19 protein-coding genes are annotated in these 21,602 nt (G+C 71.2%); 8 read left to right on the forward strand and 11 right to left on the reverse strand.

All coding sequences use genetic code 11. The annotated features are described in order from the left end of the window. Positions 1-60 precede the first annotated feature (60 nt). Positions 61-1,140, forward strand: coding sequence for a hypothetical protein (locus tag ACIA8E_RS26580; RefSeq protein ID WP_399301818.1), 1,080 nt, complete (start codon positions 61-63; stop codon positions 1,138-1,140). 484 nt (positions 1,141-1,624) lie between these two features. On the opposite strand, the gene ACIA8E_RS26585 is transcribed toward ACIA8E_RS26580, so the two are convergent. From ACIA8E_RS26585 to ACIA8E_RS26595, 3 genes are read right to left on the reverse strand one after another with little or no spacing between them, the layout of a single operon-like run. Next, positions 1,625-2,476: an ABC transporter ATP-binding protein gene (locus tag ACIA8E_RS26585; RefSeq protein WP_267003394.1), complete on the reverse strand. Its 852-nt coding sequence runs from the start codon at positions 2,474-2,476 to the stop codon at positions 1,625-1,627. Next, positions 2,473-3,549, reverse strand: a complete 1,077-nt coding sequence (locus ACIA8E_RS26590) for a FecCD family ABC transporter permease (RefSeq protein ID WP_399301819.1) — start codon at positions 3,547-3,549, stop codon at positions 2,473-2,475. Before ACIA8E_RS26590 ends, ACIA8E_RS26585 begins: the two co-directional genes overlap by 4 nt. Further along, positions 3,546-4,556 carry a FecCD family ABC transporter permease gene (locus ACIA8E_RS26595; protein WP_399301820.1) on the reverse strand — a complete coding sequence of 337 codons (1,011 nt, stop codon included), beginning with the start codon at positions 4,554-4,556 and terminating at the stop codon, positions 3,546-3,548. The genes ACIA8E_RS26590 and ACIA8E_RS26595 overlap by 4 nt, the downstream gene beginning before the upstream one ends. A gap of 137 nt (positions 4,557-4,693) precedes the next feature. On the opposite strand from ACIA8E_RS26595, the gene ACIA8E_RS26600 reads away from it, so the two are divergent. Next, a complete protein-coding gene (locus ACIA8E_RS26600) occupies positions 4,694-5,320 on the forward strand; it encodes an HAD family hydrolase (protein WP_385640375.1) in 627 nt (208 codons plus the stop codon). Between the two features lie 51 nt (positions 5,321-5,371). Here the strand turns inward: ACIA8E_RS26600 and ACIA8E_RS26605 are convergent, their stop codons facing one another. Then, a complete protein-coding gene (locus ACIA8E_RS26605) occupies positions 5,372-5,608 on the reverse strand; it encodes a hypothetical protein (protein WP_399301821.1) in 237 nt (78 codons plus the stop codon). Positions 5,609-5,805: 197 nt separating this feature from the next. On the opposite strand from ACIA8E_RS26605, the gene ACIA8E_RS26610 reads away from it, so the two are divergent. Next, positions 5,806-6,189: a cold-shock protein gene (locus tag ACIA8E_RS26610; protein WP_030926546.1), complete on the forward strand. Its 384-nt coding sequence runs from the start codon at positions 5,806-5,808 to the stop codon at positions 6,187-6,189. A 53-nt stretch (positions 6,190-6,242) separates the two neighbouring features. Here ACIA8E_RS26610 and ACIA8E_RS26615 read toward each other — a convergent pair whose 3' ends face one another. From ACIA8E_RS26615 to ACIA8E_RS26630, 4 genes are read right to left on the reverse strand one after another with little or no spacing between them, the layout of a single operon-like run. Further along, entirely contained in the window at positions 6,243-7,106 is an 864-nt protein-coding gene (locus ACIA8E_RS26615; RefSeq protein WP_399301822.1) for a 1,4-dihydroxy-6-naphthoate synthase, read from the reverse strand. Continuing rightward, on the reverse strand, positions 7,093-7,830 hold the full coding sequence (locus ACIA8E_RS26620; protein ID WP_399301823.1) for a futalosine hydrolase: 738 nt from the start codon (positions 7,828-7,830) through the stop codon (positions 7,093-7,095). The genes ACIA8E_RS26615 and ACIA8E_RS26620 overlap by 14 nt, the downstream gene beginning before the upstream one ends. 29 nt (positions 7,831-7,859) lie before the next feature. After that, positions 7,860-8,339, reverse strand: coding sequence for a DUF2771 domain-containing protein (locus tag ACIA8E_RS26625; protein WP_399301824.1), 480 nt, complete (start codon positions 8,337-8,339; stop codon positions 7,860-7,862). Between the two features lie 27 nt (positions 8,340-8,366). After that, positions 8,367-9,803 carry an MFS transporter gene (locus tag ACIA8E_RS26630; RefSeq protein WP_399301825.1) on the reverse strand — a complete coding sequence of 479 codons (1,437 nt, stop codon included), beginning with the start codon at positions 9,801-9,803 and terminating at the stop codon, positions 8,367-8,369. A gap of 403 nt (positions 9,804-10,206) precedes the next feature. Between ACIA8E_RS26630 and ACIA8E_RS26635 the strand changes: the two genes are divergently transcribed. The 4 genes from ACIA8E_RS26635 (at position 10,207) to ACIA8E_RS26650 (ending at position 16,655) form a co-directional block, all read left to right on the forward strand. Continuing rightward, complete coding sequence (locus tag ACIA8E_RS26635) at positions 10,207-11,142, forward strand: DUF3027 domain-containing protein (RefSeq protein ID WP_399301826.1); 936 nt, start codon at positions 10,207-10,209, stop codon at positions 11,140-11,142. A gap of 287 nt (positions 11,143-11,429) precedes the next feature. Next, positions 11,430-14,636, forward strand: a complete 3,207-nt coding sequence (locus tag ACIA8E_RS26640) for a sacsin N-terminal ATP-binding-like domain-containing protein (RefSeq protein WP_399301898.1) — start codon at positions 11,430-11,432, stop codon at positions 14,634-14,636. A 177-nt stretch (positions 14,637-14,813) separates the two neighbouring features. Continuing rightward, the gene (locus tag ACIA8E_RS26645; RefSeq protein ID WP_399301827.1) at positions 14,814-15,737 is read left to right on the forward strand and encodes a hypothetical protein; all 924 of its coding nucleotides are present in this window, start codon (positions 14,814-14,816) and stop codon (positions 15,735-15,737) included. Positions 15,738-15,887: 150 nt separating this feature from the next. Further along, the gene (locus tag ACIA8E_RS26650) at positions 15,888-16,655 is read left to right on the forward strand and encodes a DUF5707 domain-containing protein (RefSeq protein ID WP_399301828.1); all 768 of its coding nucleotides are present in this window, start codon (positions 15,888-15,890) and stop codon (positions 16,653-16,655) included. A 3-nt stretch (positions 16,656-16,658) separates the two neighbouring features. Here the strand turns inward: ACIA8E_RS26650 and ACIA8E_RS26655 are convergent, their stop codons facing one another. Together ACIA8E_RS26655 and ACIA8E_RS26660 are read right to left on the reverse strand one after the other, a co-directional pair. Beyond that, positions 16,659-19,127 carry an HAD-IC family P-type ATPase gene (locus ACIA8E_RS26655; RefSeq protein WP_399301829.1) on the reverse strand — a complete coding sequence of 823 codons (2,469 nt, stop codon included), beginning with the start codon at positions 19,125-19,127 and terminating at the stop codon, positions 16,659-16,661. A gap of 191 nt (positions 19,128-19,318) precedes the next feature. Further along, a complete protein-coding gene (locus ACIA8E_RS26660) occupies positions 19,319-19,603 on the reverse strand; it encodes a DUF2530 domain-containing protein (RefSeq protein ID WP_399301830.1) in 285 nt (94 codons plus the stop codon). Between the two features lie 186 nt (positions 19,604-19,789). On the opposite strand from ACIA8E_RS26660, the gene ACIA8E_RS26665 reads away from it, so the two are divergent. Next, the gene (locus ACIA8E_RS26665; RefSeq protein ID WP_399301831.1) at positions 19,790-21,247 is read left to right on the forward strand and encodes an NCS2 family permease; all 1,458 of its coding nucleotides are present in this window, start codon (positions 19,790-19,792) and stop codon (positions 21,245-21,247) included. Positions 21,248-21,258: 11 nt separating this feature from the next. On the opposite strand, the gene ACIA8E_RS26670 is transcribed toward ACIA8E_RS26665, so the two are convergent. Next, on the reverse strand, positions 21,259-21,483 hold the full coding sequence (locus ACIA8E_RS26670) for a ribbon-helix-helix protein, CopG family (RefSeq protein ID WP_399301832.1): 225 nt from the start codon (positions 21,481-21,483) through the stop codon (positions 21,259-21,261). Between the last annotated feature and the right edge of the window lie 119 nt (positions 21,484-21,602).

Consider the following 21,602-nt stretch of genomic DNA (forward strand, 5'->3'; position numbering starts at 1 on the left):
GCTCCGGACAGGCCCGAGGGCGCTACCGTCGGTGCAGGCCGGTCAGAGGGGAACCATCGCGTGGGGATCGAGAGCGACCAGCTCGTCTACGACTACCTGAGCCGGGTCGGGGATCTGGCCCAGCAGCAACAGCTGTCCTCGGGCACCCGGATGCGGCTCGTGACGGCACTGCGCACCGAGATCGACCGGCAGCGCGGAAGCCAGGCCACGGACACGCCGGCGGCGGTGCGCCGCATCATCGGGCGGCTCGGCACACCGGACGAACTGGTCGCCGCAGCGGCCCGGTCGACCGACGGAACGGTGACGTTGCCGGGGGCGGCGGGGGCTCCGGATGCGGGTGATCCGGAGTCGCGGGGGATCCCCCGGCCGCGCAGAGGGACGCTCCGGAAAGAGAGTTCGCGCAAGGGCGCGTCGGAGGGGGCGGCGGGGGCCTCGGGGATTTCGGGGGGCGATGTGCCGGCCCAGCGGGTGCCGTCGCCGCCGCACATGGCGGGGACGGACGAACTGGGCGCGTCCGGGAGCGAACCCGACTGGTGGCGCATCGAGTCGGGGCCGTTCGGGGACGGCGTGGAGGTGCCGGGGTTCGTGGGCGGGGTGGAGATCGCCGAGCTGTTGAGGCCGCCGCGGCCGCCGGTGGAGGGGGCTGCGGAGGGGGCCGGTGCGGATGCGGACGAGGGCGTGGGGGGAGACGGTGCCGGGGCCGGCTCCGACGGTGCCGATTCCGGTGAGGCGGAGGACGTGCCGCGCGGTCGGTGGCGGCCGCGGCTGCGTCGGGGTGCACCCCGCGAGAACAAGGGGTTCCTGTTCTCCCACCCGTTGTTGCTGCTCGCCGCCGCGCTGCTGGTCACCGGTGCGGTGACCGGGTACTGGGTGGCCCTGGCGGGCGGCTGGCTGCTCGCATACGGCTCACGGACGCTCTCGCGCAGGGAGGCCAAGCTGGCCTCGATGGGGCTGCCGGGGGCGGCCGCGGCGGGCGGCCTGGTCTGGCTGTGGGGGCGGATGGACGGCCGTTGGGGCGAGCCGATCCCGGAGGACGGGATGGGCGAGGCGCTGAGCGGGGTGTGGCCGGTGGTGGTGCGGGCGGCGGCGGTGACGTCTGCGCTGTTCCTGGTGTGGCGGGCGCGGAGGCGGGTGGAATAGGCGGGGGGTTGGTGCCGGGGCGTCCGGCTGCCGGCTGTCCTCAATCGCCGGACGGGCTTGGTGTGTGTCCGGTTCCCGGGGCGTCGTCGCCGTGTGCGGTGGGTGGTGGTCCGGGGCCCCTCCGGGGCGTCTCCTCGGGCGACGAACGTTCGGCGGGTACGCGGGGGAGCCCGGGTCTTTGTTCGTCACCCTGCGGGGACTCCCCTGCACGGCCCCGGACCGGCCGTCCCGCGGGTGCGGCGATGCGTTCCACCGGGTCGCAGACGCGGGTGATGCGTGGGTGGGGCCGTGCAGGGGAGGTCCCCGCAGGGGCTGGCGTACATGCCGAGCTCCGCTGCGTAGCGGGCTTCCGCGCCAGTCCCGAGGAGACGCCCCGGAGGGGTCCCGCCCCCCCACCCGCGGGTGGACGCGCCCTCACCCCGTTCCCGGGCAACACAACCCCGAGCCCACCCGGGCATCACTCGCGCCCGCGGCCCGGTGGGGCTCAGGAGGGCGGGGTCCAGGGGGCGCCCGGTACGACCAGGGGTGAACCCGTCACCGGGTCCGGGACGATCACTGCCTCCAGGCCGAACACCTCGCGTACGAGCTCCGCGGTGACGATGTCCGCCGGGTGGCCCTCGGCGACGATCCGGCCCGCCTTCATCGCGACCAGGTGGTCCGCGTACCGCGCGGCCTGGTTCAGGTCGTGGAGCACGGTGACGACCGTCCGGCCGCGGCTGCCGTCGGCCGCCGGTGCGGCGAGCTGGCGCACCAGGTCGAGGACCTCCACCTGGTGCGAGATGTCGAGGTACGTCGTCGGTTCGTCGAGCAGCAGCAGATCCGTCTCCTGGGCCAGCGCCATCGCGATCCAGACCCGCTGCCGCTGCCCACCGGACAGTTCGTCGACCGACCGGTCGCCGAGCGCCGTGATGTCCGTACGGTCCATGGCGTCGGTGACGGCCCGCTCGTCCTCCTCCGACCACTGCTGCCACCAGTGCTGGTGCGGCTGACGGCCGCGGGCGACGAGGTCGGAGACGGTGATCGCCTCGGGCGCGACCGGGGTCTGCGGCAGCAGTCCTATCGACTGGGCGATCTTCTTGGTGGGGATCCGGGACAGCTCCGTACCGTCGAGGAGTACGGCCCCGCCACGCGGCTTGAGCAGCCGGCCCAGCGCGCGCAGGGTGGTCGACTTGCCGCACGCGTTCGGGCCGACGATGACCGTCACCCGGCCGTCCGGAACGGTGAGGTCCAGCTCGTGCACGACTGTGCGGTCCTCGTAGGCGAGGGTCAGTCGGCGCGCGGTGAGCCGGCCGGTCGTCGCCTCGGCGACAGCATCGGACGTGCGGGTCGAGCTCATGCCTTGCCTCCATTGCGGCCACCGTGACCGCGGATGATCAGCCAGATCAGATACGGGGCGCCGACCGCCGCCGTCAGCACACCCACCGGCAGCTCGGTGGGCGAGAAGAGTTTGCGCGCCAGCAGATCGGCGAAGACGACGATCACCGCGCCGAGCAGCGCCGAGCAGAGCAGCGGGATCTGGGCGGTACGTGTCATGCGGCGGGCGATCTGCGGGGCGAGCAGCGCCACGAAGTCGACCGGCCCGGCCGTCCCGGTGGCCACGGATGCCAGGATCACACCGAGCGCGACGAGCCCCAGGCGTACCCGGCCCAGCCGTACCCCCAGCGCGGTCGCGGTGTCGTCGTCCAGCGACACGGTGCGCTGCGCACGAGCCGCCCACAGGACGGCCGGCAGGAGCGCGAGCAGCGTCCAGCCGATCGGCGCCACCTCGTTCCAGCCGCGGCCGTTCAGCGAACCCGTCATCCAGATCTGCGCCTGCTGGGCGACCAGATAGTCGCCCTTGGTCAGGAACAGTGTGGTGACGGACCGCAGCGCGATGGCGAAGCCGATGCCGATGAGGACGAACCGGGTGGCGTGCAGCCCGCCGCGCCATGCGAAGACGTACACGAGCGCCGCCGCCGCGACTCCGCCGATGACCGACAGATACGGCAGCACGGTGTACGAGGTGACGCCGAACGTCATCGCGCCGACCGTGAGCGCGCCCGCACCCTGGCTGATGCCGATGATGTCGGGGCTGGCCAGCGGATTGCGGGCCACCGTCTGGATCAGCGCCCCGGCGATCCCGAAGGCCGTGCCGACGAGCAGGCCGACGACCATGCGCGGCAGCCGCAGCGTTCCGACGACCAGTTCGTCCGGCGACGGCTGCCCGAGGATCACCTTCACGACCTCGGCCGGCGCGACGAAGCTCTCACCGACGCAGAGGTACGCGACACAGACGACCGCCAGCAGCACGACGAGGACCGCCGCGGCGACGGCCGCACGCCGGTGCAGCAGGAACCGCCCGCGCGCCCCGATCCTTACGACGCTGTACCCGGCGGGCCGGACCGCGGTCCGGGTGAGGGTGCCGCTCATGCCGGGACCGCCTTCCGACGTACCAGTGCGACCAGGAACGGCACTCCGATCAGCGCCGTCATCACGCCCGCCGGGACCTCGCCCGGTGGGAAGACGATCCGGCCGATGACGTCCGAGACCAGCAGCATCACGGGGCCGATCAGCGCCGCCATCGGCAGTACCCACCGGTGGTCGCTGCCGACGATCGCGCGGGCGATGTGCGGGACGGCCAGCCCGATGAACGCGATCGGCCCGGCCGCGGCCACCCCGACCCCGGTCAGCACGGTGGCCCCGATGCCGCCGACGATCCGTACCGTCGCGACCTTCTGCCCCAGCCCCTTCGCCACGTCCTCGCCCAGCGCCAGCGCATCGAGTCCTCGCGCCACGGACAGCACGAGCACCGTGCCGGCCAGCAGAAACGGCCAGATCTGCTGCGCCACCTGGGCCTCCCGCCCGGCGATCGAACCGACCTGCCAGAAGCGGAACTCGTCGAGCGCGGACGCCTTCGTCGTCAGCACCGCCATCGTCACGGACACCAGCAGCGCATTGATCGCGGCGCCGCCCAGCGCGAGTTTCACCGGCGTCGCCCCGCCACGCCCGCGCGACGCGATCGCGTACACGGCGACGGACGCGACGGCCGCCCCAGCGAACGCGAACCAGACGTACCCGGTCAGCGTGTGGATCCCCGCGTACGCGATGGCCAGCACCACGCCGACCGAGGCGCCCTGGCTGATGCCGAGGATCCCGGGGTCGGCGATGGGGTTACGGGTGATGCCCTGGAGCACCGTGCCCGCGAGGGCCAGCGCCGCACCGACCATCAGCCCGATCAGGGTGCGCGGCACCCGCAGCCGGCGAATCACTTCGGCGGCGTCGGAGTGCCCGCCGTGCAGCAGGGCGTCGAGCACCGCGGAGGGCGCGATGGTGCGCGCGCCCACGGCAAGGCTGAGCAGGACGGCCACGAGCAGCGCCAGGACGGCCGTCGCCGTCGCGAGAGCGCGTCTGTGGCGGCGAGGTGCGGCGGCTGGCATCGGACCCAATCGGCAAACTGGACGACCTGGCTCTGTGCAGCCACGCAGGGCCGGCACAGCCAGGTAAGGCTTGGCTTAGTCTAGGTGGGGCGCGATGGGGCCCGGAGGGCGAGGGGCAGATCCGTGACCTCGGCACAATGGGGGCCATGGCTTCGCACCCCCTGACGGTCGGCTTCGACCTCGATATGACGCTCATCGACTCCCGGCCCGGCATCAAGGCTGCCTACCAGGCGCTTTCCGCCGAGACGGGGAGGCAGATCGACGCCGATCTGGTGGTGAGCAGGCTCGGTCCGCCCCTGGAGGACGAACTGGCGAACTGGTTCCCGGCGGATGTCGTGGCCGCCACGGCCGACCGCTACCGGGAGATCTATCCCACACACGCCATCACCCCGACCCCTGCGCTGCCCGGCGCCCGGGAGTCCATCGCCGCGATCCGCGAGCGGGGCGGCCGGACGATCGTCGTCACGGCGAAGTACGAGCCGAACGCCAGGCTCCACCTGGCGCATCTCGGGATCGAGCCCGACGAGATCGTCGGCGGCCTGTGGGCGGAGGGGAAGGCGCGGGCGCTGCGCGAGCACGGCGCACAGGTGTATGTCGGCGACCACACCGGGGACGTACGCGGCGCCCGCACGGCGGAGGCGCTGTCGGTGGCGGTCACGACGGGCCCGTGCGACGCGGACGAACTGCGAGCGGCGGGCGCGGATGTGATCCTGCAGAACCTGACGGAGTTCCCGGCCTGGCTGGACGCCTACCGGGCCGCGTAGGGCGGTCCGGCGACGCACCGCCCCCGCCCCCCTGTCACGTCCGCTTTCGCTCTACCGCGTGGCGTCCCGCTTCGGAGACCCTGCCCACGCCGACCGCACCACGCCGGCCGCCGCGATCAGGAATCCCATCCCCATCAACATGCACACCGCGTACGCGATGGACGGGAACGGGTCGGTCCCGAGGAACAGCGGGGCCACTGTGACCAGCGTGGCCAGGGCCCCGATGAAGAAGACGATCGCGCCGACCCGGACGAGCCGGTCGCCTGCACCAGAAGGAGGAGTACTCACCCCGCAAGGGTAGTTCCCACCCTGGAAGAACCCCTCTTCACCCGTAGTGCGCCGTTTCTGGACACAGTCCGGATGACCAGGCTTGACGAGGGGTACTGCACCTGTGGAGGCTTCTGCCAGCAGGGGAGCACGACCATGGTCCGGCCTGACCTGCTGAGGCTTGGTTCCGGCATACGGGTTGAGATGGGGTGCGTGCTTTGCCGACTGGCAAGGTCAAATGGTTCAACAGCGAGAAGGGCTTCGGCTTCCTTTCCCGCGACGACGGTGGCGACGTGTTCGTGCACTCGTCGGTGCTCCCTGACGGAGTGGACGCCCTCAAGCCAGGTCAGCGCGTCGAATTCGGCGTCGTCGCAGGTCAGCGCGGAGACCAGGCGCTATCGGTGACGATTCTGGACCCGACGCCGTCCGTCGCGGCCGCCCAGCGCCGCAAGCCGGACGAACTGGCATCGATCGTGCAGGATCTGACGACGCTGCTGGAGAACATCACGCCGATGCTGGAGCGGGGCCGCTACCCCGACAAGGCGGCCGGCAAGCAGATCGGCGGCCTGCTGCGCGCGGTCGCCGACCAGCTCGACGTATAGCGGACCGGCGACAGGCCGCGCAGCCTGTCGCCGGCCGGAGCCGCCCGTCACCGTCAGATGAACGACAGCGCGTCCGGGCCGAGGGGCGGCACCAGCCCCTCGGCCGCCGCGCGGGTCAGCAGTCCGCGGATGGCCGCGTAGCCGTTCTCGCCGAGGTCCGCGGTGAACTCGTTGACGTACAGCCCGATGTGCTGGTCGGCCACGGCCGGGTTCATCTCCTGGGCGTGCTCCAGCACGTACGGCCGCGACGCCTCCGGGTCGTCCCAGGCCATCCGCACCGACGTGCGCACCGACTCGGCCAGCGCCTTCAGCTTCTCGGCGCCCAGCGACCGCTTGGCGATGATCGCGCCGAGCGGGATCGGCAAGCCGGTCGTCAACTCCCAGTGCTCGCCCATGTCGGCGAGGCTGTGCAGGCCGTAGTTCCGGTACGTGAACCTCGCCTCGTGGATGACGAGACCGGCGTCCACCTTCCCGTCGCGCACGGCGGGCATGATCTCGTCGAACGGCATGACGACGATCTCGCCGACGTCACCCGGGACGACGTCCGCCGCCCAGAGCCGGAACAGCAGATAGGCGGTCGAGCGCTCGCTCGGCACGGCGACGGTCTTCCCCGTCAGATCCGTACCCGGTTCCTTCGTCAGGACGAGCGGCCCGCAGCCGCGTCCCAGCGCCCCGCCGCAGGGCAGCAGCGCGTACTCCTCCAGGACCCAGGGCAGCACCGCGTACGACACCTTCAGCACGTCCAGCTCGCCGCGCTCGGCCATGCCGTTGGTGAGGTCGATGTCGGCGAACGTGACATCGAGGGCGGGCGCGCCGGGGACCCGGCCGTGCGCCCAGGCGTCGAAGACGAACGTGTCGTTCGGGCACGGCGAGAAGGCGATGCGCAGGGCGTCGCCGGTGGTGTCAGAGTCGGTCATGGGGAGTGGTCCAGCCTTCCAGTACGGGGGTGAGCTTCCCGAATGCCTCGGTGAGGGCGGCCAAAGCGTCGCCGATGCGCCAGGCGTTCCGGTCGCGCGGGCCGACGGCGTTGGAGACGGCCCGGATCTCCAGCACCGGTACGCGCAGCCGCTCGGCGGCCTCGGCGACCCCGAACCCCTCCATGGCCTCGGCGACGGCGTGCGGGTGGGCGGTGCGCAGGGCGGCGGCGCGTCCGGCGCTGCCGGTCACGGTGGAGACGGTGAGGACCTCGCCGGTCAGCGCGCCGGTGGCCGCGGCCACGTCCCGTACCAGGTCGGGCGGCGGAACGAACCGTTCCCGTCCGAAGCCCAGGGCGGTGACGGGCACGAAGCCGTCGGGGGTCTCGGCGCCAAGATCGGCGGCGACGATCCCGCTCGCCACGACGAGGGAGCCGACGGGGGCGTCGGGCGCGAACCCGCCGCCGATCCCGGCCGAGACGACCAGGCCGTACGGTCCCGCCCCCGCGCCGGCGCCCGGACCGACCTCCGCCCCGGCCCCCGAGGCCAGGGCGAAGGCTGCCGCGGCGGCCGCGGAAGCCGGACCCGCGCCGCCCGCGACGACATCGAAGGCACCGGCGCGGTGCAGCTCGGCGCCGGGCACATCGAGAACCTGCGGTCTGTCCGTGAACGCACGCGTGACCGCGTCCCGTTCCACCGGGACAGCGGTCACGACAAGCACACGCACGGGGAGGGTCCTCCCAGGTCAGGAGGGGGTCAGCTGATCTTCTTGAGCTCGAAGTGCCAGATGCCGGTCAGCTTCTTGCCGTTGGTCTCCACGATGCTGATCTGCGTCTTGTTCGTGGTCCCGCCGGTCTGGCTGGAGAAGAAGGCGCTGCCCGGGACGGACCGGTAGGTCCTCTTGTACGGCTCCTGCTCGGCCTGCTGGCCGTTGATGAAGAGCGTCCAGCCGTTGTCCGCGATCTCGGGGTCGACGCCGAAGCGGACCTTGTCGTCCATCGCGACCTTGACGGACTTCTCCGCCTTCTTGTTCAAGCAGGCCTGGATCTGCGAGTCCTTGAGGGCGTCGCCGTCGTTGTAGCAGGACGCCTCGGTGGTCACCGAGGTGTCGCCGACCGTCACGGTGGCGAGCGGCGTCGGCTTGTCGCAGGCGGACAGGACAAGGAGTCCCGCGGACACGGCACCAAGAGCGACGCCGATACGACGGCCCTTACCGGAGAAGAACGCAACGGTCATGGGCCGAAGGTTATCGGTCGCTCCGGCTCACGCCACGCGGGGGTGCGGCGAGCCGCGCCGCGCGGCGCTCAGCAGACCCCGTACGGAGGCTGCCGCACCGAGGGCGAGGATCGCCGCAGCGACCGACATCCCCAGTACGCCGTTGAGGGGGAGAGAGATGCCGATGCCGCCGCCGACCACCCAGGACATCTGCAGCAGCGTCTCGGACCGGGCGAACGCGGAGGTCCGTACCTCCTCCGGCACGTCGCGCTGGATCATCGCGTCCAGCGACAGCTTGGACAGGGCCTGGGTGAAGCCCGCCATCGCACTGAGCGCTGCGACCATCAGGGTGGAGAAGAAGACCGCGGCGAGGACGGCGACGCCGAGGGCCAGCCCCAGCACCCCGGCGATGATCACCTCGGGGCCGCGGGTCCGTAGCCAGGAGCCCATGGCCGTACCGAGGGCGTTGCCGACACCGGCCGCGACACCGACGATGCCGAGCGAGACGGCGGCGCTCTGCCCGGCCAGCGGCTGCTCACGCAGCAGGAACGCCAGGAAGAAGATCAGGAAGCCGGAGAGGGCGCGGTGCGCGGCGTTCGCCTGGAGCCCGTGCAGGACGGACGGCCCGACGGTCCGCAGCCCCGGCCGTTTCTCCTTCTCCCCGGACCTCGTGGTGGTCTTCCTGCCGTTGGCCCTTTTCCCGCCGGCCTTGGACGGCTTGGTCAGGACGGACGGCTGATGGCCATGGTGCTCGACCAGCTGGGCCCGGCGCTCACCCTTCGCCGAGTCGACCTTGCGCGGCAATGTGAAGGCGAGCACGGTGCCGCCTATGAAGATCACGCACGCGCCGTACAGCGGCCAGCCGGATCCGACGGTCTGCAGCCCGGCCCCGATCGGCGCCGCCACACCGGTGGCCAGGAGCCCGGCCAGGGTGACCCGGGAGTTCGCCTTCACCAGGGAGAAACCGGGTGGCAGCAGGCGCGGCACGACCGCGCTGCGTACGACCCCGTACGCCTTCGAGGACACCAGGACGCCCAGGGCCGCCGGATACAGCTCCAGACCACCTGTGGCGACCGCGCTCGACATGGTGAGTGCCAGCAGCGCCCGGGCCAGCATGGCGCCCGCCATCGCGGCGCGGCGGCCGTGCGGCAGGCGGTCCAGGAGCGGGCCGATGACGGGGGCGAGGAGTGTGAAGGGCGCCATCGTGACGGCCAGATAGAGGGCTACGCGCCCGCGGGCCTCGTCCGTCGGCACGGAGAAGAACACCGTCGAGGCGAGCGCGACGGTGATCATCACGTCGCCCGCGCCGTTCACGGCATGCAACTCGATCAGTTTGCCGAGCCCGGATTCGCCTGCGCCGTGGGCGTGGGTCGCCTTGCGGATGCCCTTCGCTGTGCCGGTGAACGGTGTGTGCAGGGCATGACCGATCGTCCGGCCCGTCCTGCGGAGCGGGCCGGACCCGTCGTGCGACCTGGCGGAAGCCACCCCGTCATAGTGCCCCAGTCACACCGGTAACGAACCGAGAACGGTGTGAGGCGCGATGAGCGCCGCCCTGTCGGGTCAGTGCGGACCGCGGGAGCCCGTCATCGACGCTACGGCGTCCGTTCCGACACGGACACGGCAGTGGATACGGCCTTGTTTGGGACGGGCAGGTGGGCGGGGAGCGGCGGAGAGGGTAGCGTGCGTAGCGCGCCACCGGCGGTTGTTCTTGGCCGCGCGCCTCTCGGCGATCCCGCAGAATGGATAGCAGAAGGCGCGCCCGAGGCAGGCACAACGGGTGTGGACGTCGACGCGGCCCCCAGGTCCGCTCCGCCCGCAACCGTTATGGCCGAAATCGATGGATCTGCTGGCGCGCTCGTGAGACGGCGTATGGAGAGAAGCGAGACCTGTGAGTGCTGCTACGACGCGAAGCCGTACTGCCCGTACCCCTGCCCCCGACCGCCTGTGCGCCGAGGCGCTAGACCTCGCGCGCTCGGCGGCCGAGGAAGCCGCCGCGCCAGGAGTGGTCGGTGAGCATGTGGCGCTGGTCTCCGAAGGGGACCGGGTCGTCACGCACTACTTCGAGTGCAAGGAACCCGGTTACCGGGGCTGGCGCTGGGCGGTGACGGTCGCCAGGGCCTCCCGCGCCAAGAACGTCACGCTCGACGAGGCGGTACTGCTGCCCGGGACGGATGCGCTCCTCGCGCCCGAGTGGGTGCCGTGGAGCGAGCGGCTGCGCCCCGGCGACATGGGACCCGGCGATCTGCTGCCCACCGAGGCGGAGGATCTCCGTCTGGAGCCCGGGTACACCGGTGAGGACGAGCCGCCGCCGAATTCGGTGGTCTCCGAGATGTCGGAGGAACTGGCCGATCTCGTCGACGCGGAGGACGCGGAGCTGACGACGCGCCCGGAGGCGACGGACCGCGGCTCGATCGCGGCGGTCGCTGAAGAGCTCGGGATGCGGCGGGCGAGGGTGCTGTCCCGGTACGGGCTGCATGCGGCGGCCGACCGGTGGGACGAGACATTCGGCGCGAAGACGCCGATGGCGCAGGCGGCACCGGCGTCCTGCGACACGTGTGCCTTCCTGGTGCCGATCGCGGGGTCGCTGCGGCAGGCGTTCGGGGTGTGCGCGAACGAGTTCAGCCCGGCGGACGGGCGGGTCGTCTCGCTGTCGTACGGGTGCGGTGGGCACTCGGAGGCCGCGGTGATGCCGAAGCCGCCGAAGCCGGCGCCGCATGCGCTGGACACGATGCAGGTGGACGAGTACGTGCTGCGCCCGGCGAGGGACGGCGGGTCGGTTCCGGCGGAGCCGGATGCGCCGTCGGAGGACCTCGGCCACTCCTGACGCTCCCGGCCGCCGGGCAATCCGGGTCTACGGTGCCCGGGGCCGTTTGCGGCGCCCGGCCACCGGGTGACCGCTTCGTCCTCGATCTCCCCCATGGCCTCAAGGGCATGGGGGACCCCTTCGACGGGCCTGTCCGGCGTTTGAGGACAAAACGTGGCGCACGGGCTCGGCGCACCGGCTTTCCGCTCGCGGTACCTTCGGGCGCAGACTGGCGGCACGGGTGCACCCGCACTCCCCGCTGCACACGGATAACGCGTCACCGGACAGAGCGGAGTCAGAGCGTGAGCATGAATGCGACCGAGGGGGCCGATCCGTTCGGGACGGCGCGGCTGCGGCGCGGGGTGCTCGATGCCTGGGGCACCGGTCCCGCCCGGTTCCGGGAGGACGCCAACGCCGAGGAGGACCTCGCGCTCGGCGGCTACCGTGACCGCCTCGTCGTCGAGCTGGCCCAGAACGCCGCCGACGCCGCCGCCCGCGCCGGCGTCCCCGGCCGTCTCCGTCTCACCCTGCACCCCGGCGACGCCGGGAACGCCGTCCTCGCCGCCGCCAACACCGGCGCCCCCCTCGACGCCACCGGTGTCGAATCGCTCAGCACGCTCCGGGCCTCCGCCAAGCGTGAGGGCCACGAGTCCGCCGTGGGCAGGTTCGGTGTCGGTTTCGCCGCCGTGCTCGCGGTCAGTGACGAGCCGGCCGTCGTCGGCCGGCACGGTGGGGTCCGCTGGTCCCTCGCCGAGGCTCGCGGCCTCACCCGGCAGGCCGCCGTCGGCAGTCCCGGCCTCGGTGACGAGCTCCGCCGCCGCGACGGTCACGTACCGCTGCTCCGGCTCCCGCTGCCCGCCGAGGGCACCGCGCCGGACGGGTACGACACGGTCGTCGTCCTGCCGCTGCGCGACGGCGTCGCCGAGGACCTCGTCGGCCGGCTGCTCGCCGCCGTCGACGACGCGCTGCTCCTGACGCTGCCCGGCCTCGACGAGATCGTCATCGACACCCCTGACGGGGTACGGACGTTGCACCGCTCCCAGCACGGCCCGTACACGCACGTCGACGACTCCGTACACGGCAGGAACCGCTGGCGCACGGTCGCGCACCACGGTCCGATCGAACCGGCCCTGCTCGCCGACCGCCCCCTGGAGGAACGGCTGCGCCCGCACTGGTCGGTGACCTGGGCGGTGCCCGTGGACATGGACGGGGCACCGGTCTACCCCCGTACCGCCCCCGTCGTCCACGCCCCGACCCCCACCGACGAACCTCTCGGCGTGCCCGCCCTGCTCATCGCGTCGCTGCCGCTCGACACCACCCGCCGCCACCCCGCGCCCGGCCCGCTCACCGACTTCCTCGTGCAGCGCGCGGCCGACGCCTACGCCGAACTGCTCGCGGACTGGGATCCGGTGAGCGTCGGGACGATCGACCTGGTGCCCGGCCCGCTCGGCAACGGCGAACTGGACGGTGCGCTGCGCGGCGCGATCCTGGAACGGCTGCCGCGCGTCGCGTTCCTGGAGCCCGCCGCCCCGCGCGACACCGCCGCCGAACCGGACCGGTGGGACGCCTGGGACGCGGAGCCGGAGAGCGCCCACGAGGCCACCACTGCGCTGCGGCCCATCGAGGCCGAAGTGCTGGAGGGGGTCGGCGCCGAGACCGTCCGGGTGCTCGCCGAGGTGCTGCCGTGCCTGCTGCCCGCGGGACTTGAGCGCCGCAGCGAACTGCGCACGCTCGGGGTGGCCAGGGTGCCGCTGACCGAGGCCATCGACCGGCTCGCCGGTCTGGAGCGCGATCCCGCCTGGTGGCGGCGGCTGTACGACAGCCTGTCCGGCATCGACCCGGACCGGCTCTCCGGACTGCCGGTGCCGCTGGCCGGGGCGGTGGATCAGGCGGTGGATGGGCCGGACGGCGTTGCGGCCCCGCGCACCACGATCGGTCCCCGCCAGGTCCTGCTGCCGCTGCCCGAAGCGCTCACCGGCCCCGTGCTCGACCGGCTGGCCCGGCTCGGCCTGAAGGTCGCGCATCCGGACGCCGCCCATCCACTCCTGGAGAAGCTGGGCGCCCTGCCCGCCACCCCGCGCGCGGTGCTGACGACCCCGCAGGTGCGCGCCGCCGTCGCCGGTTCGCTGGACGCGGGCGAGGTGTGGGACGAGGACGCGCTGGACGCCGAAGAGCTCGCGGAGACCGTGCTCACGCTGGTCCGGGACGCAGACCTGTCGCCCGGCGACGAACCCTGGCTCGGCGCCCTCGCGCTCCCGGACGAGGAGGGCGAACCCGCTCCGGCCGGTGAACTCGTGCTGCCGGGGAGCCCGTTCGCACAGATCATGCGCGAGGGCGAACTCGCCCTCTGCGACGAGGAACTGGCTGTGCGCTGGGGCGAACAGCCGCTGACCGCCTGCGGGGTGCTGGCCACCTTCGCACTCGTCCGCGCCACCGATGTCGTTCTCGACCCGGACGAACTGGAGCCGCGCGAGGGCGACTTCGCCGAACCCGACGACGCGGGGCTGCTCGACGCCGTCGACGTGTGGTGCGAGGACATCCTCGACCAGCTGCCGGACACCCCTGTGCCGCCGGTCGCCACCGAACTCGTCGCCGTCCGCGACCTCGACCTCGTCGACGACGACGCCTGGCCGCAGGCGCTCGCCCTGCTCTCCCGGCCGCCGCTGCGCGACGCACTGACGCAGCCGGTACGGGTGCTGCTCCCGGACGGCACGACCCGTTCCGTGCGCCCGTACACCGCCTGGTGGCTGCGCGACCACCCGGTGCTCGACGGCCGCCGCCCGGCGGGTCTGCGGGCCGCGGGCGGCGACCCGCGGCTGTCCGGACTGTACGACTCCGCCGACGCGACCGGCTTCGACGACGTCCAGGTGTTGCGCGCGCTCGGCGTACGGACGTCCGTCGCGGCGCTCCTCGACGAACCGGGCGGTGCCGCCGAACTCCTCGGCCGGCTCGCGGACGAGAGTCGCCCGGTCGGCTCCGTGCAACTCCATCAGCTCTACACGGCCCTGGCCGATCTCGACCCCGAACACGTCACGCTGCCGGACGACTTGCGGGCCGTGGTCGACGGCGAGGTGCGGGTCGTCGACGCGGCGGACGCGGTGATCGCGGACGCCCCCGATCTGCTGTCGCTGACGGACAGCCTTCCGCTGCTGCCGGTGGCCCCGGCACGCGCCGCCGAACTGGCCGAGCTGTTCCAGGTGCGGCGGCTCGGCGAGTCCGTCGAGGCGCAGGTGACGACGGAGGGCGAGGAGCACCAGGTGCCGGAGCCGGTACGGATCCTGCTCGGCGCCGGGACCCCGGACACGTACATCGAACACGGTGAACTCCGCGCGGGCGGCGTCGAACTGGACTGGCGCCGCACCCCGGACGGGGTCGTCCACGCGTCGACGCTCGAGGGCGTCGCGGCGGGGCTGGCGTGGGCGGCGGGGCAGTGGCCGCGCCGCTTCGAGGTCGCGGCGCTGCTGGAGGACCCGTCGCGTACGGAGGAGCTGGCCCGGGACCGCTGGTTCGACTGACGGCGCAGGCCAAATTGCCAGGGGCCGGTCATGCATGCGTAAAGAATCTCCCCGGCCGCACAACCGTTCACCCGCCCCATTGATCTCGTCCGTGAAGCCACCAGGCTTCACAGACGATCTTGGGCCCCGCGGACGCACGACCTCCGCGGGGGCCCCTTTCTCCACCGGGGAATGAACATGCGTATACGTGCCACTGTGGCCGCCGTGACCGGCGCCCTGGCTCTCTCCGCCCTCGTCGTACCGTCGGCGGCCAACGCCGCCGACGCGCACCACTCGGTATTCGCCGACATCGTGCGTGCCGCGCACGCCGCGTCCGGCACGAAGTCCGGCGCGCGCTCCGTCGGTGCCGCCGAGGCCGCCCCGCTCGACCTCACCTTCTCCAAGGTCACGGTGAACGGCGGCAAGCCGATCGTCGTCGGCACCACCAACACGAAGACCGTGCCGACCACGTTCACCGTGACGCACGCCGCCGACGTGGACATCTTCGCCGACGACTTCGAGCTGGGTGTCGACCTCTACCGAGGTTCGATCGACGCGCCGACCAACGACCTCTTCGGCGATGTGGCCCCCACCTGCAAGGTCGTCTCCTCGACGGTCGCCACCTGCAAGGGGCAGATCGATGTCTGGCCGCAGGACGACTTCATCGGCAACGTGGACGCCACGACGTGGAAGGCCATCGGCTGGGCCTACGACCTCAACGGCCAGGACCCGTCCGACCCCGACTTCGACCCGAGCCAGATCCGCTCCGCGTTGCAGGACGGACTGGGCACCACCAAGCTGCAGCGCTTCTCCAAGCTGACGGTCAACGCCGCCCCGGAGCCCGTCAAGAAGGGCAGGACCATCACGGTCACCGGCAAGCTGACGCGCGCCAACTGGGACGACTTCGCCTACCACGGCTACACCGTCCAGCCGGTGAAGCTGCAGTTCCGCAAGAAGACCAGCACCGCCTACACCACGGTGAAGACGATCAAGTCGAGCAGCACCGGCGCCCTGAAGACCACGGTCACTGCCTCGGTCGACGGCTACTGGCGCTACAGCTTCGCCGGCACGTCCACCACCCCGGCCGTCACCACCACCGGTGACTACGTCGACGTGCAGTAGTTCCACCAGCGGTTCCACCCGGGCAGCGGGATCTCCGAGCGAGGTCCCGCTGTCCGGCGGAACCACCGACCCATCGGGTCCCGCCGAGGCCCGAGCCATCGGAGTCACTGCCGGCGGGGCGCCTTTCTCCTTTCTCACCTGGGGACCCTCATGCGCATTCGTTCCACTGTCGCCGCCGTATCGGGCGTCCTGGCTCTCTCCGCCCTCGCCGTGCCGGCCGCGCATGCGGCAACGGCTCCCGTCCTCTCCAAGGTCACCGTCAACGGCGGCAAGGACATCGTTCTGGGGACGACGGTGCCGAAGACGGTCACCGTCTCCGTCACCGCCTCGCACGCCTCCGGCATCGCCACCGGCTGGGTGATCCTCTGGCACGGGACGAGCCTGGAAAAGGGCATGGACGGCGCGCTGGTGCCGGCGCAGGAGGCGAGCTGCAAGGACGCGAGCGCCACCACCGCCACCTGCTCGGTCACCCTCACGGTCGACCCGAGGGCCGACCTGACCAGGAACGCGCTGGCCGGTTCCTGGCATGTCCTCGCGGGCGCCGAGGCCAAGGACGGCTCCAGCACGTCGTACGACTCCTACGCCACGACCCATGTGCAGCGGCTGTCGAAGCTGACGGTCAACGCGGCCCCGGAGCCCGTCAAGAAGGGCAGGACCATCACGGTCACCGGGAAGCTGACGCGCGCCAACTGGGAGACGCACGCCTACGCCGGCTACACCGTCCAGCCGGTGAAGCTTCAGTTCCGCAAGAAGACCAGCACCGCCTACACCACGGTGAAGACGATCAAGTCGAGCAGCACCGGCGCCCTGAAGACCACGGTCAAGGGCTCGGTCGACGGCTACTGGCGCTACAGCTTCGCCGGCACGTCCACCACCCCGGCCGTCACCACCACCGGTGACTACGTCGACGTGCGTTGACAGCTATACCGGGAAGCGGCGACTGACCAGGCGCCAGGTGAACTCCAGGGCAGTCGCCGCCACCACCGAAATCCCCACCGCTGCCCACGGCATGACCGTGCCCACCAGCTTCAGCGCGAAGAAGCCCTGCAACCACGGCACCACCAGCACGATCAGGAACGCCGCCCCCATCGCCGCGACCAGGACGATCCGCCACCAGGTGTAGGGGCGGGCGATGATCGCGAGGACCCACATCGAGACCAGGAACAGCGTGAGCGTCGCCGCGCTGGTCTCCGCGCCCAGCGCACCCGGACCCGTGTAGTGGTGCCGGGCGATCAGATACGTCACGAACGTGGCGACGCCCGCGATGACGCCGGACGGGACCGAGTACCGCATGACTCTGCGGACGAAGTGCGGCTGGGCCCGCTCCTTGTTGGGCGCGAGGGCCAGGAAGAACGCCGGGACGCCGATCGTCAGCGTCGACAGCAGGGTCAGATGCCGGGGCAGGAACGGGTACTCGACCTGGAAGCAGACCACCAGGATCGCCAGCAGCACCGAGTAGACGGTCTTCGTCAGGAACAGGGTGGCGACCCGGGTGATGTTGCCGATGACCCGGCGGCCCTCGGCGACCACCGACGGCAGGGTCGCGAAGCTGTTGTTGAGCAGCACGATCTGTGCCACCGCGCGCGTCGCCTCCGAGCCGGATCCCATCGAGACCCCGATGTCGGCGTCCTTGAGTGCCAGCACGTCGTTGACCCCGTCCCCCGTCATCGCGACCGTGTGGCCGCGGGACTGGAGCGCGGCGACCATCTCCCGCTTCTGCTGCGGGGTGACCCGGCCGAAGACCGCGTTCTCCTCCATGGCCGTGGCCATGTCGTCCGGGTCCGTGGGCAGCCGGCGCGCGTCCAGGGTGTGTTCGGCGCCGGGCAGGCCGAGCTTGCCCGCGACCGCGCCGACCGAGACGGCGTTGTCCCCGGAGATGACCTTCGTGGCGACCCGCTGGTCGGCGAAGTAGCGGAGTGTCTGCCCGGCGTCCGGCCGCAGCCGCTGCTCCAGGACGACCAGCGCGGCCGGTTCGGCTCCGGTGGCGCTCTGCGGCCCTTCCAGCTCCCCCTGCGCGCGGGTCAGCAGCAGGACCCGCAGTCCCTGCCGGTTGAGCTGCTCGATCTCGCCGAGCGCCGGGTCGTGGTCCGGGAGCAGCACATCGGGTGCGCCGAGCAGCCAGCTCGACGCCTTGCCGCTGCCCTCGTCGAACGCGGCGCCGCTGTACTTGCGTGCCGAGGAGAACGGCAGCGCCTCCGTGCAGCGCCACGCCTCGCCGTTCGGTGACGGGTACGCGTCGATGATCGCCTGCAGGCTGGCATTGGGCCGCGGGTCGGACGCGCCGAGGTTGGCCAGCACCTGGCGGATGTACGGGTCGTCCGCACCGCCCAGCGCCCGCACCTCGGTGACGTCCATGCCGCCTTCGGTGAGTGTGCCGGTCTTGTCGAGGCAGACGACGTCGACCCGGGCGAGGCCCTCGATGGCGGGCAGCTCCTGCACCAGGCACTGCTTGCGGCCGAGCCGTACGACACCGATCGCGAAGGCGACCGAGGTGAGCAGGACGAGTCCTTCCGGAATCATCGGGACGATTCCGCCGACCGTCCGGGCGATGGAGTCCTTGAGGTCGGTCTTCTTGACGACGAGCTGGCTGATGATCAGGCCGATCGCGGTCGGCACCATCATCCAGGTGACGTACTTGAGGATCGTGCTGATGCCGCTGCGCAGTTCGGACTGGACGAGGGTGAAGCGCGACGCCTCCTCGGCGAGCTGCGCGGCGTAGGCCTCGCGGCCGACCTTGGTGGCGGAGAACGCGCCGCCGCCCGCGACGACGAAGCTGCCGGACATCACCGGATCGCCGGGCTGTTTCACCACGGGGTCGGCCTCGCCGGTGAGCAGCGACTCGTCGATCTCCAGGTTGTCGGCCTCGGCCACCGCGCCGTCCACGACGACCTTGTCGCCGGGGCCGAGCTCGACCAGATCGCCGAGGACGATCTCCGAGGTGGATATCTCGGCGGCGACCCCGTCGCGCCGGACCGTGGGTTTCGCCTCGCCGATGACGGCCAGGCCGTCGAGGGTCTTCTTGGCCCGCCACTCCTGGACGATGCCGATGCCGGTGTTGGCGATGATCACGTAGCCGAAGAGGCTGTCCTGGAACGGTGCGACGAAAAGCATGACCAGCCAGAGCACGCCGATGATCAGGTTGAACCGGGTGAAGACATTGGCGCGGACGATCTCGCCGACGGAGCGGGACGAGCGGACGGGTACGTCGTTGACTTCGCCCCGGGCGATCCGCTCGGCGACCTCGGCGGCGGTCAGCCCGGTGCTGCGCACGGCCGAGTCCGGCAGCTTCATCGGGTGGACCGGGTCGAGTTCGGAACCGGCGTCGATGGGGGCCGGCCGGGGCCGGCGGGGTTTCTGCTTCCCGGAGGAGTCGACTGCCCGCTGCGTCATGGTTCCGACGGTACGGGCGGAACGCCCGATTCACCCGCCGGGGATATGAACATCAAACCGCAGGAGGAGGGGGTGCGGTCCGGGGCGTCAGGGACGTCAGGGGGCGCGTCCCTGGCTTTCGTGAGGGTCGCGCGCCGGCCTGTGTCCCGGATTCCGTCAGTGGTTCGGGTCGGTGGCTTGCGCCGGTGGCGTCAGTGGCTGCCGTCGGCCGTGCCGGCCGTTCCGGCCTTGGCGGCGGCCGCCCGCTTGAGTGCCGCGTCGCGCCCCCGCACGTACCAGATGCCGATCAGTCCGAGCCCGGCACCGGCCAGACATGTCCACACCCACCAGGTGTGCCCGTGGTCGTCGAACCAGCCGTAGAACGGGAGCTGGACGAGGAAGAGGACGAACCAGAGGATCGTTCCGCCGGTGATGGTGGCGACGACGGGCCCCTCCAGGGGCTCGGGTGCCTCGTGTGTCGGTGTCCACTTCGCCATGAGGTCAGTGTATGCGGCCCGTATGTAAAGCCGGTCGGGCCAGTCGGCCCAAGGGTCTACGCGCGGAGATAGCGATCTTCGCCTTATGTATTCATACTGAATCTGCTTACGGCTGTCTCGAATTATTCGTGTAAAAGTCCAAGCTGACCACTCTTCTCCCCCCTCTACGCACGACTGAGGTCATACATGTCCCCCTCGGCCACCGCTTCGGTCGACTCCAGGCAGCCCATAGCTCCACAGCCGCACGGCGGCCTGGACCGCTTCTTCAAGATCTCCGAGCGGGGGTCGTCGGTCGCGCGTGAGATCCGCGGCGGATTCGCCACGTTCTTCGCGATGGCGTACATCATCGTGCTGAACCCGATCATTCTCGGCAGCGCGAAGGACATGTACGGGCATCAGCTCAACGGCGGCCAGCTGGTCACCGCCACCGTGCTGACGGCCGCGTTCTCCACCCTGCTGATGGGCGTCATCGGCAATGTGCCGATCGCGCTGGCCGCCGGTCTCGGCGTCAACACCGTCGTCGCCCTGCAGCTCGCCCCCCGGATGAGCTGGCCGGACGCGATGGGCATGGTCGTCCTCGCCGGCATCGTCGTCATGCTGCTCGTCGCGACCGGGCTGCGCGAACGCGTGATGAACGCCGTACCGAAGTCGCTCCGCAAGGGCATCGCGATCGGTATCGGTCTCTTCATCCTGCTGATCGGTCTGGTCGACTCGGGCTTCGTCTCCCGTATCCCGGACGTCGCGCACACCACCGTGCCGCTCCAGCTCGGCATTGACGGTCACCTCAACGGCTGGCCGGTTCTGGTCTTCATCCTCGGTGCGCTGCTCACCCTCGCACTGATCGTCCGCAAGGTGCCGGGCGCGATCCTGATCTCGATCGTCGCCATGACGGTCGTCGCGATGGTCATCGACACGGTCGCCGACCTGCCGGGCGAGGCCTGGGGCCTGACCGTTCCGCAGTGGCCGGGCAACCCGGTCGCCACCCCCGACTTCGGACTGATCGGCAAGGTCAGCCTGTTCGGCGGCTTCGACAAGGTCGGTGTGCTGACCGGCATCCTGTTCGTCTTCACCGTGCTGCTGTCCTGCTTCTTCGACGCGATGGGCACCATCCTCGGTGTCGGTGACGAGGCCAAGCTGACGGACAAGGACGGCAACTTCCCCGGCATCAACAAGGTGCTGTTCGTGGACGGCATCGCGGTCGCCGCGGGCGGTGCGAGCTCCTCCTCCGCCAGTACCTGCTTCGTGGAGTCCACGGCGGGTGTCGGAGAGGGCGCCCGCACCGGCTTCGCGAGCGTGGTGACGGGTCTGCTGTTCACGGTGGCGCTGTTCCTGACGCCGCTGGCGACCATGGTTCCGTCGCAGGCGGCCACGCCGGCGCTGCTGGCGGTCGGCTTCCTGATCATCGCGGGGTCGGTGCGGGACATCGACTGGAGCGACTACACGCTCGCGATCCCGGCCTTCCTGGCCATGGTGATGATGCCGTTCACGTACTCGATCACCAACGGCATCGGCATCGGCTTCATCGCCTTCTCCGTGCTGCGGGTGGCGGCCGGTCGCCGGCGCGAGGTGCCGGTGGCCATGTACGTGGTGTCGGCGGTCTTCGTCTTCTACTACGCGATGCCGGCCCTCGGCCTGACGTCGTAACCCTTCACACGTCACCCGCTGCGGGGCGGACAGCCGGGCGCATCATTCACCCGGTCGTCCGCCCCGTAGAACTTTTCCGTCTCCTCGACGGCCGTTTTGAAGCGCTCGTCGAAATCGTCGCGGATGAGCGTCCTGACGACGTAGTCCTGGACGCTCATTCCGCGTCTGGCGGCGTGCTGACGGAGCCGGTCGAGCAGCTCACCGTCGATCCGCAGGCTGAGCACTGTCGATCCCATGGCAAGCAGGGTTACGGCCTTTGAGGTCGTTTCGCGTCACTTTCCGGATCTCACTCACTCATTTGGGTGATCGATAGGCCGCGCGTGTACCAGCCAAGTGGTATTTAGGGTAGGTAATG

The sequence above is a fragment of the Streptomyces sp. NPDC051664 genome (assembly GCF_044453545.1).
GTDB lineage: Bacteria > Actinomycetota > Actinomycetes > Streptomycetales > Streptomycetaceae > Streptomyces.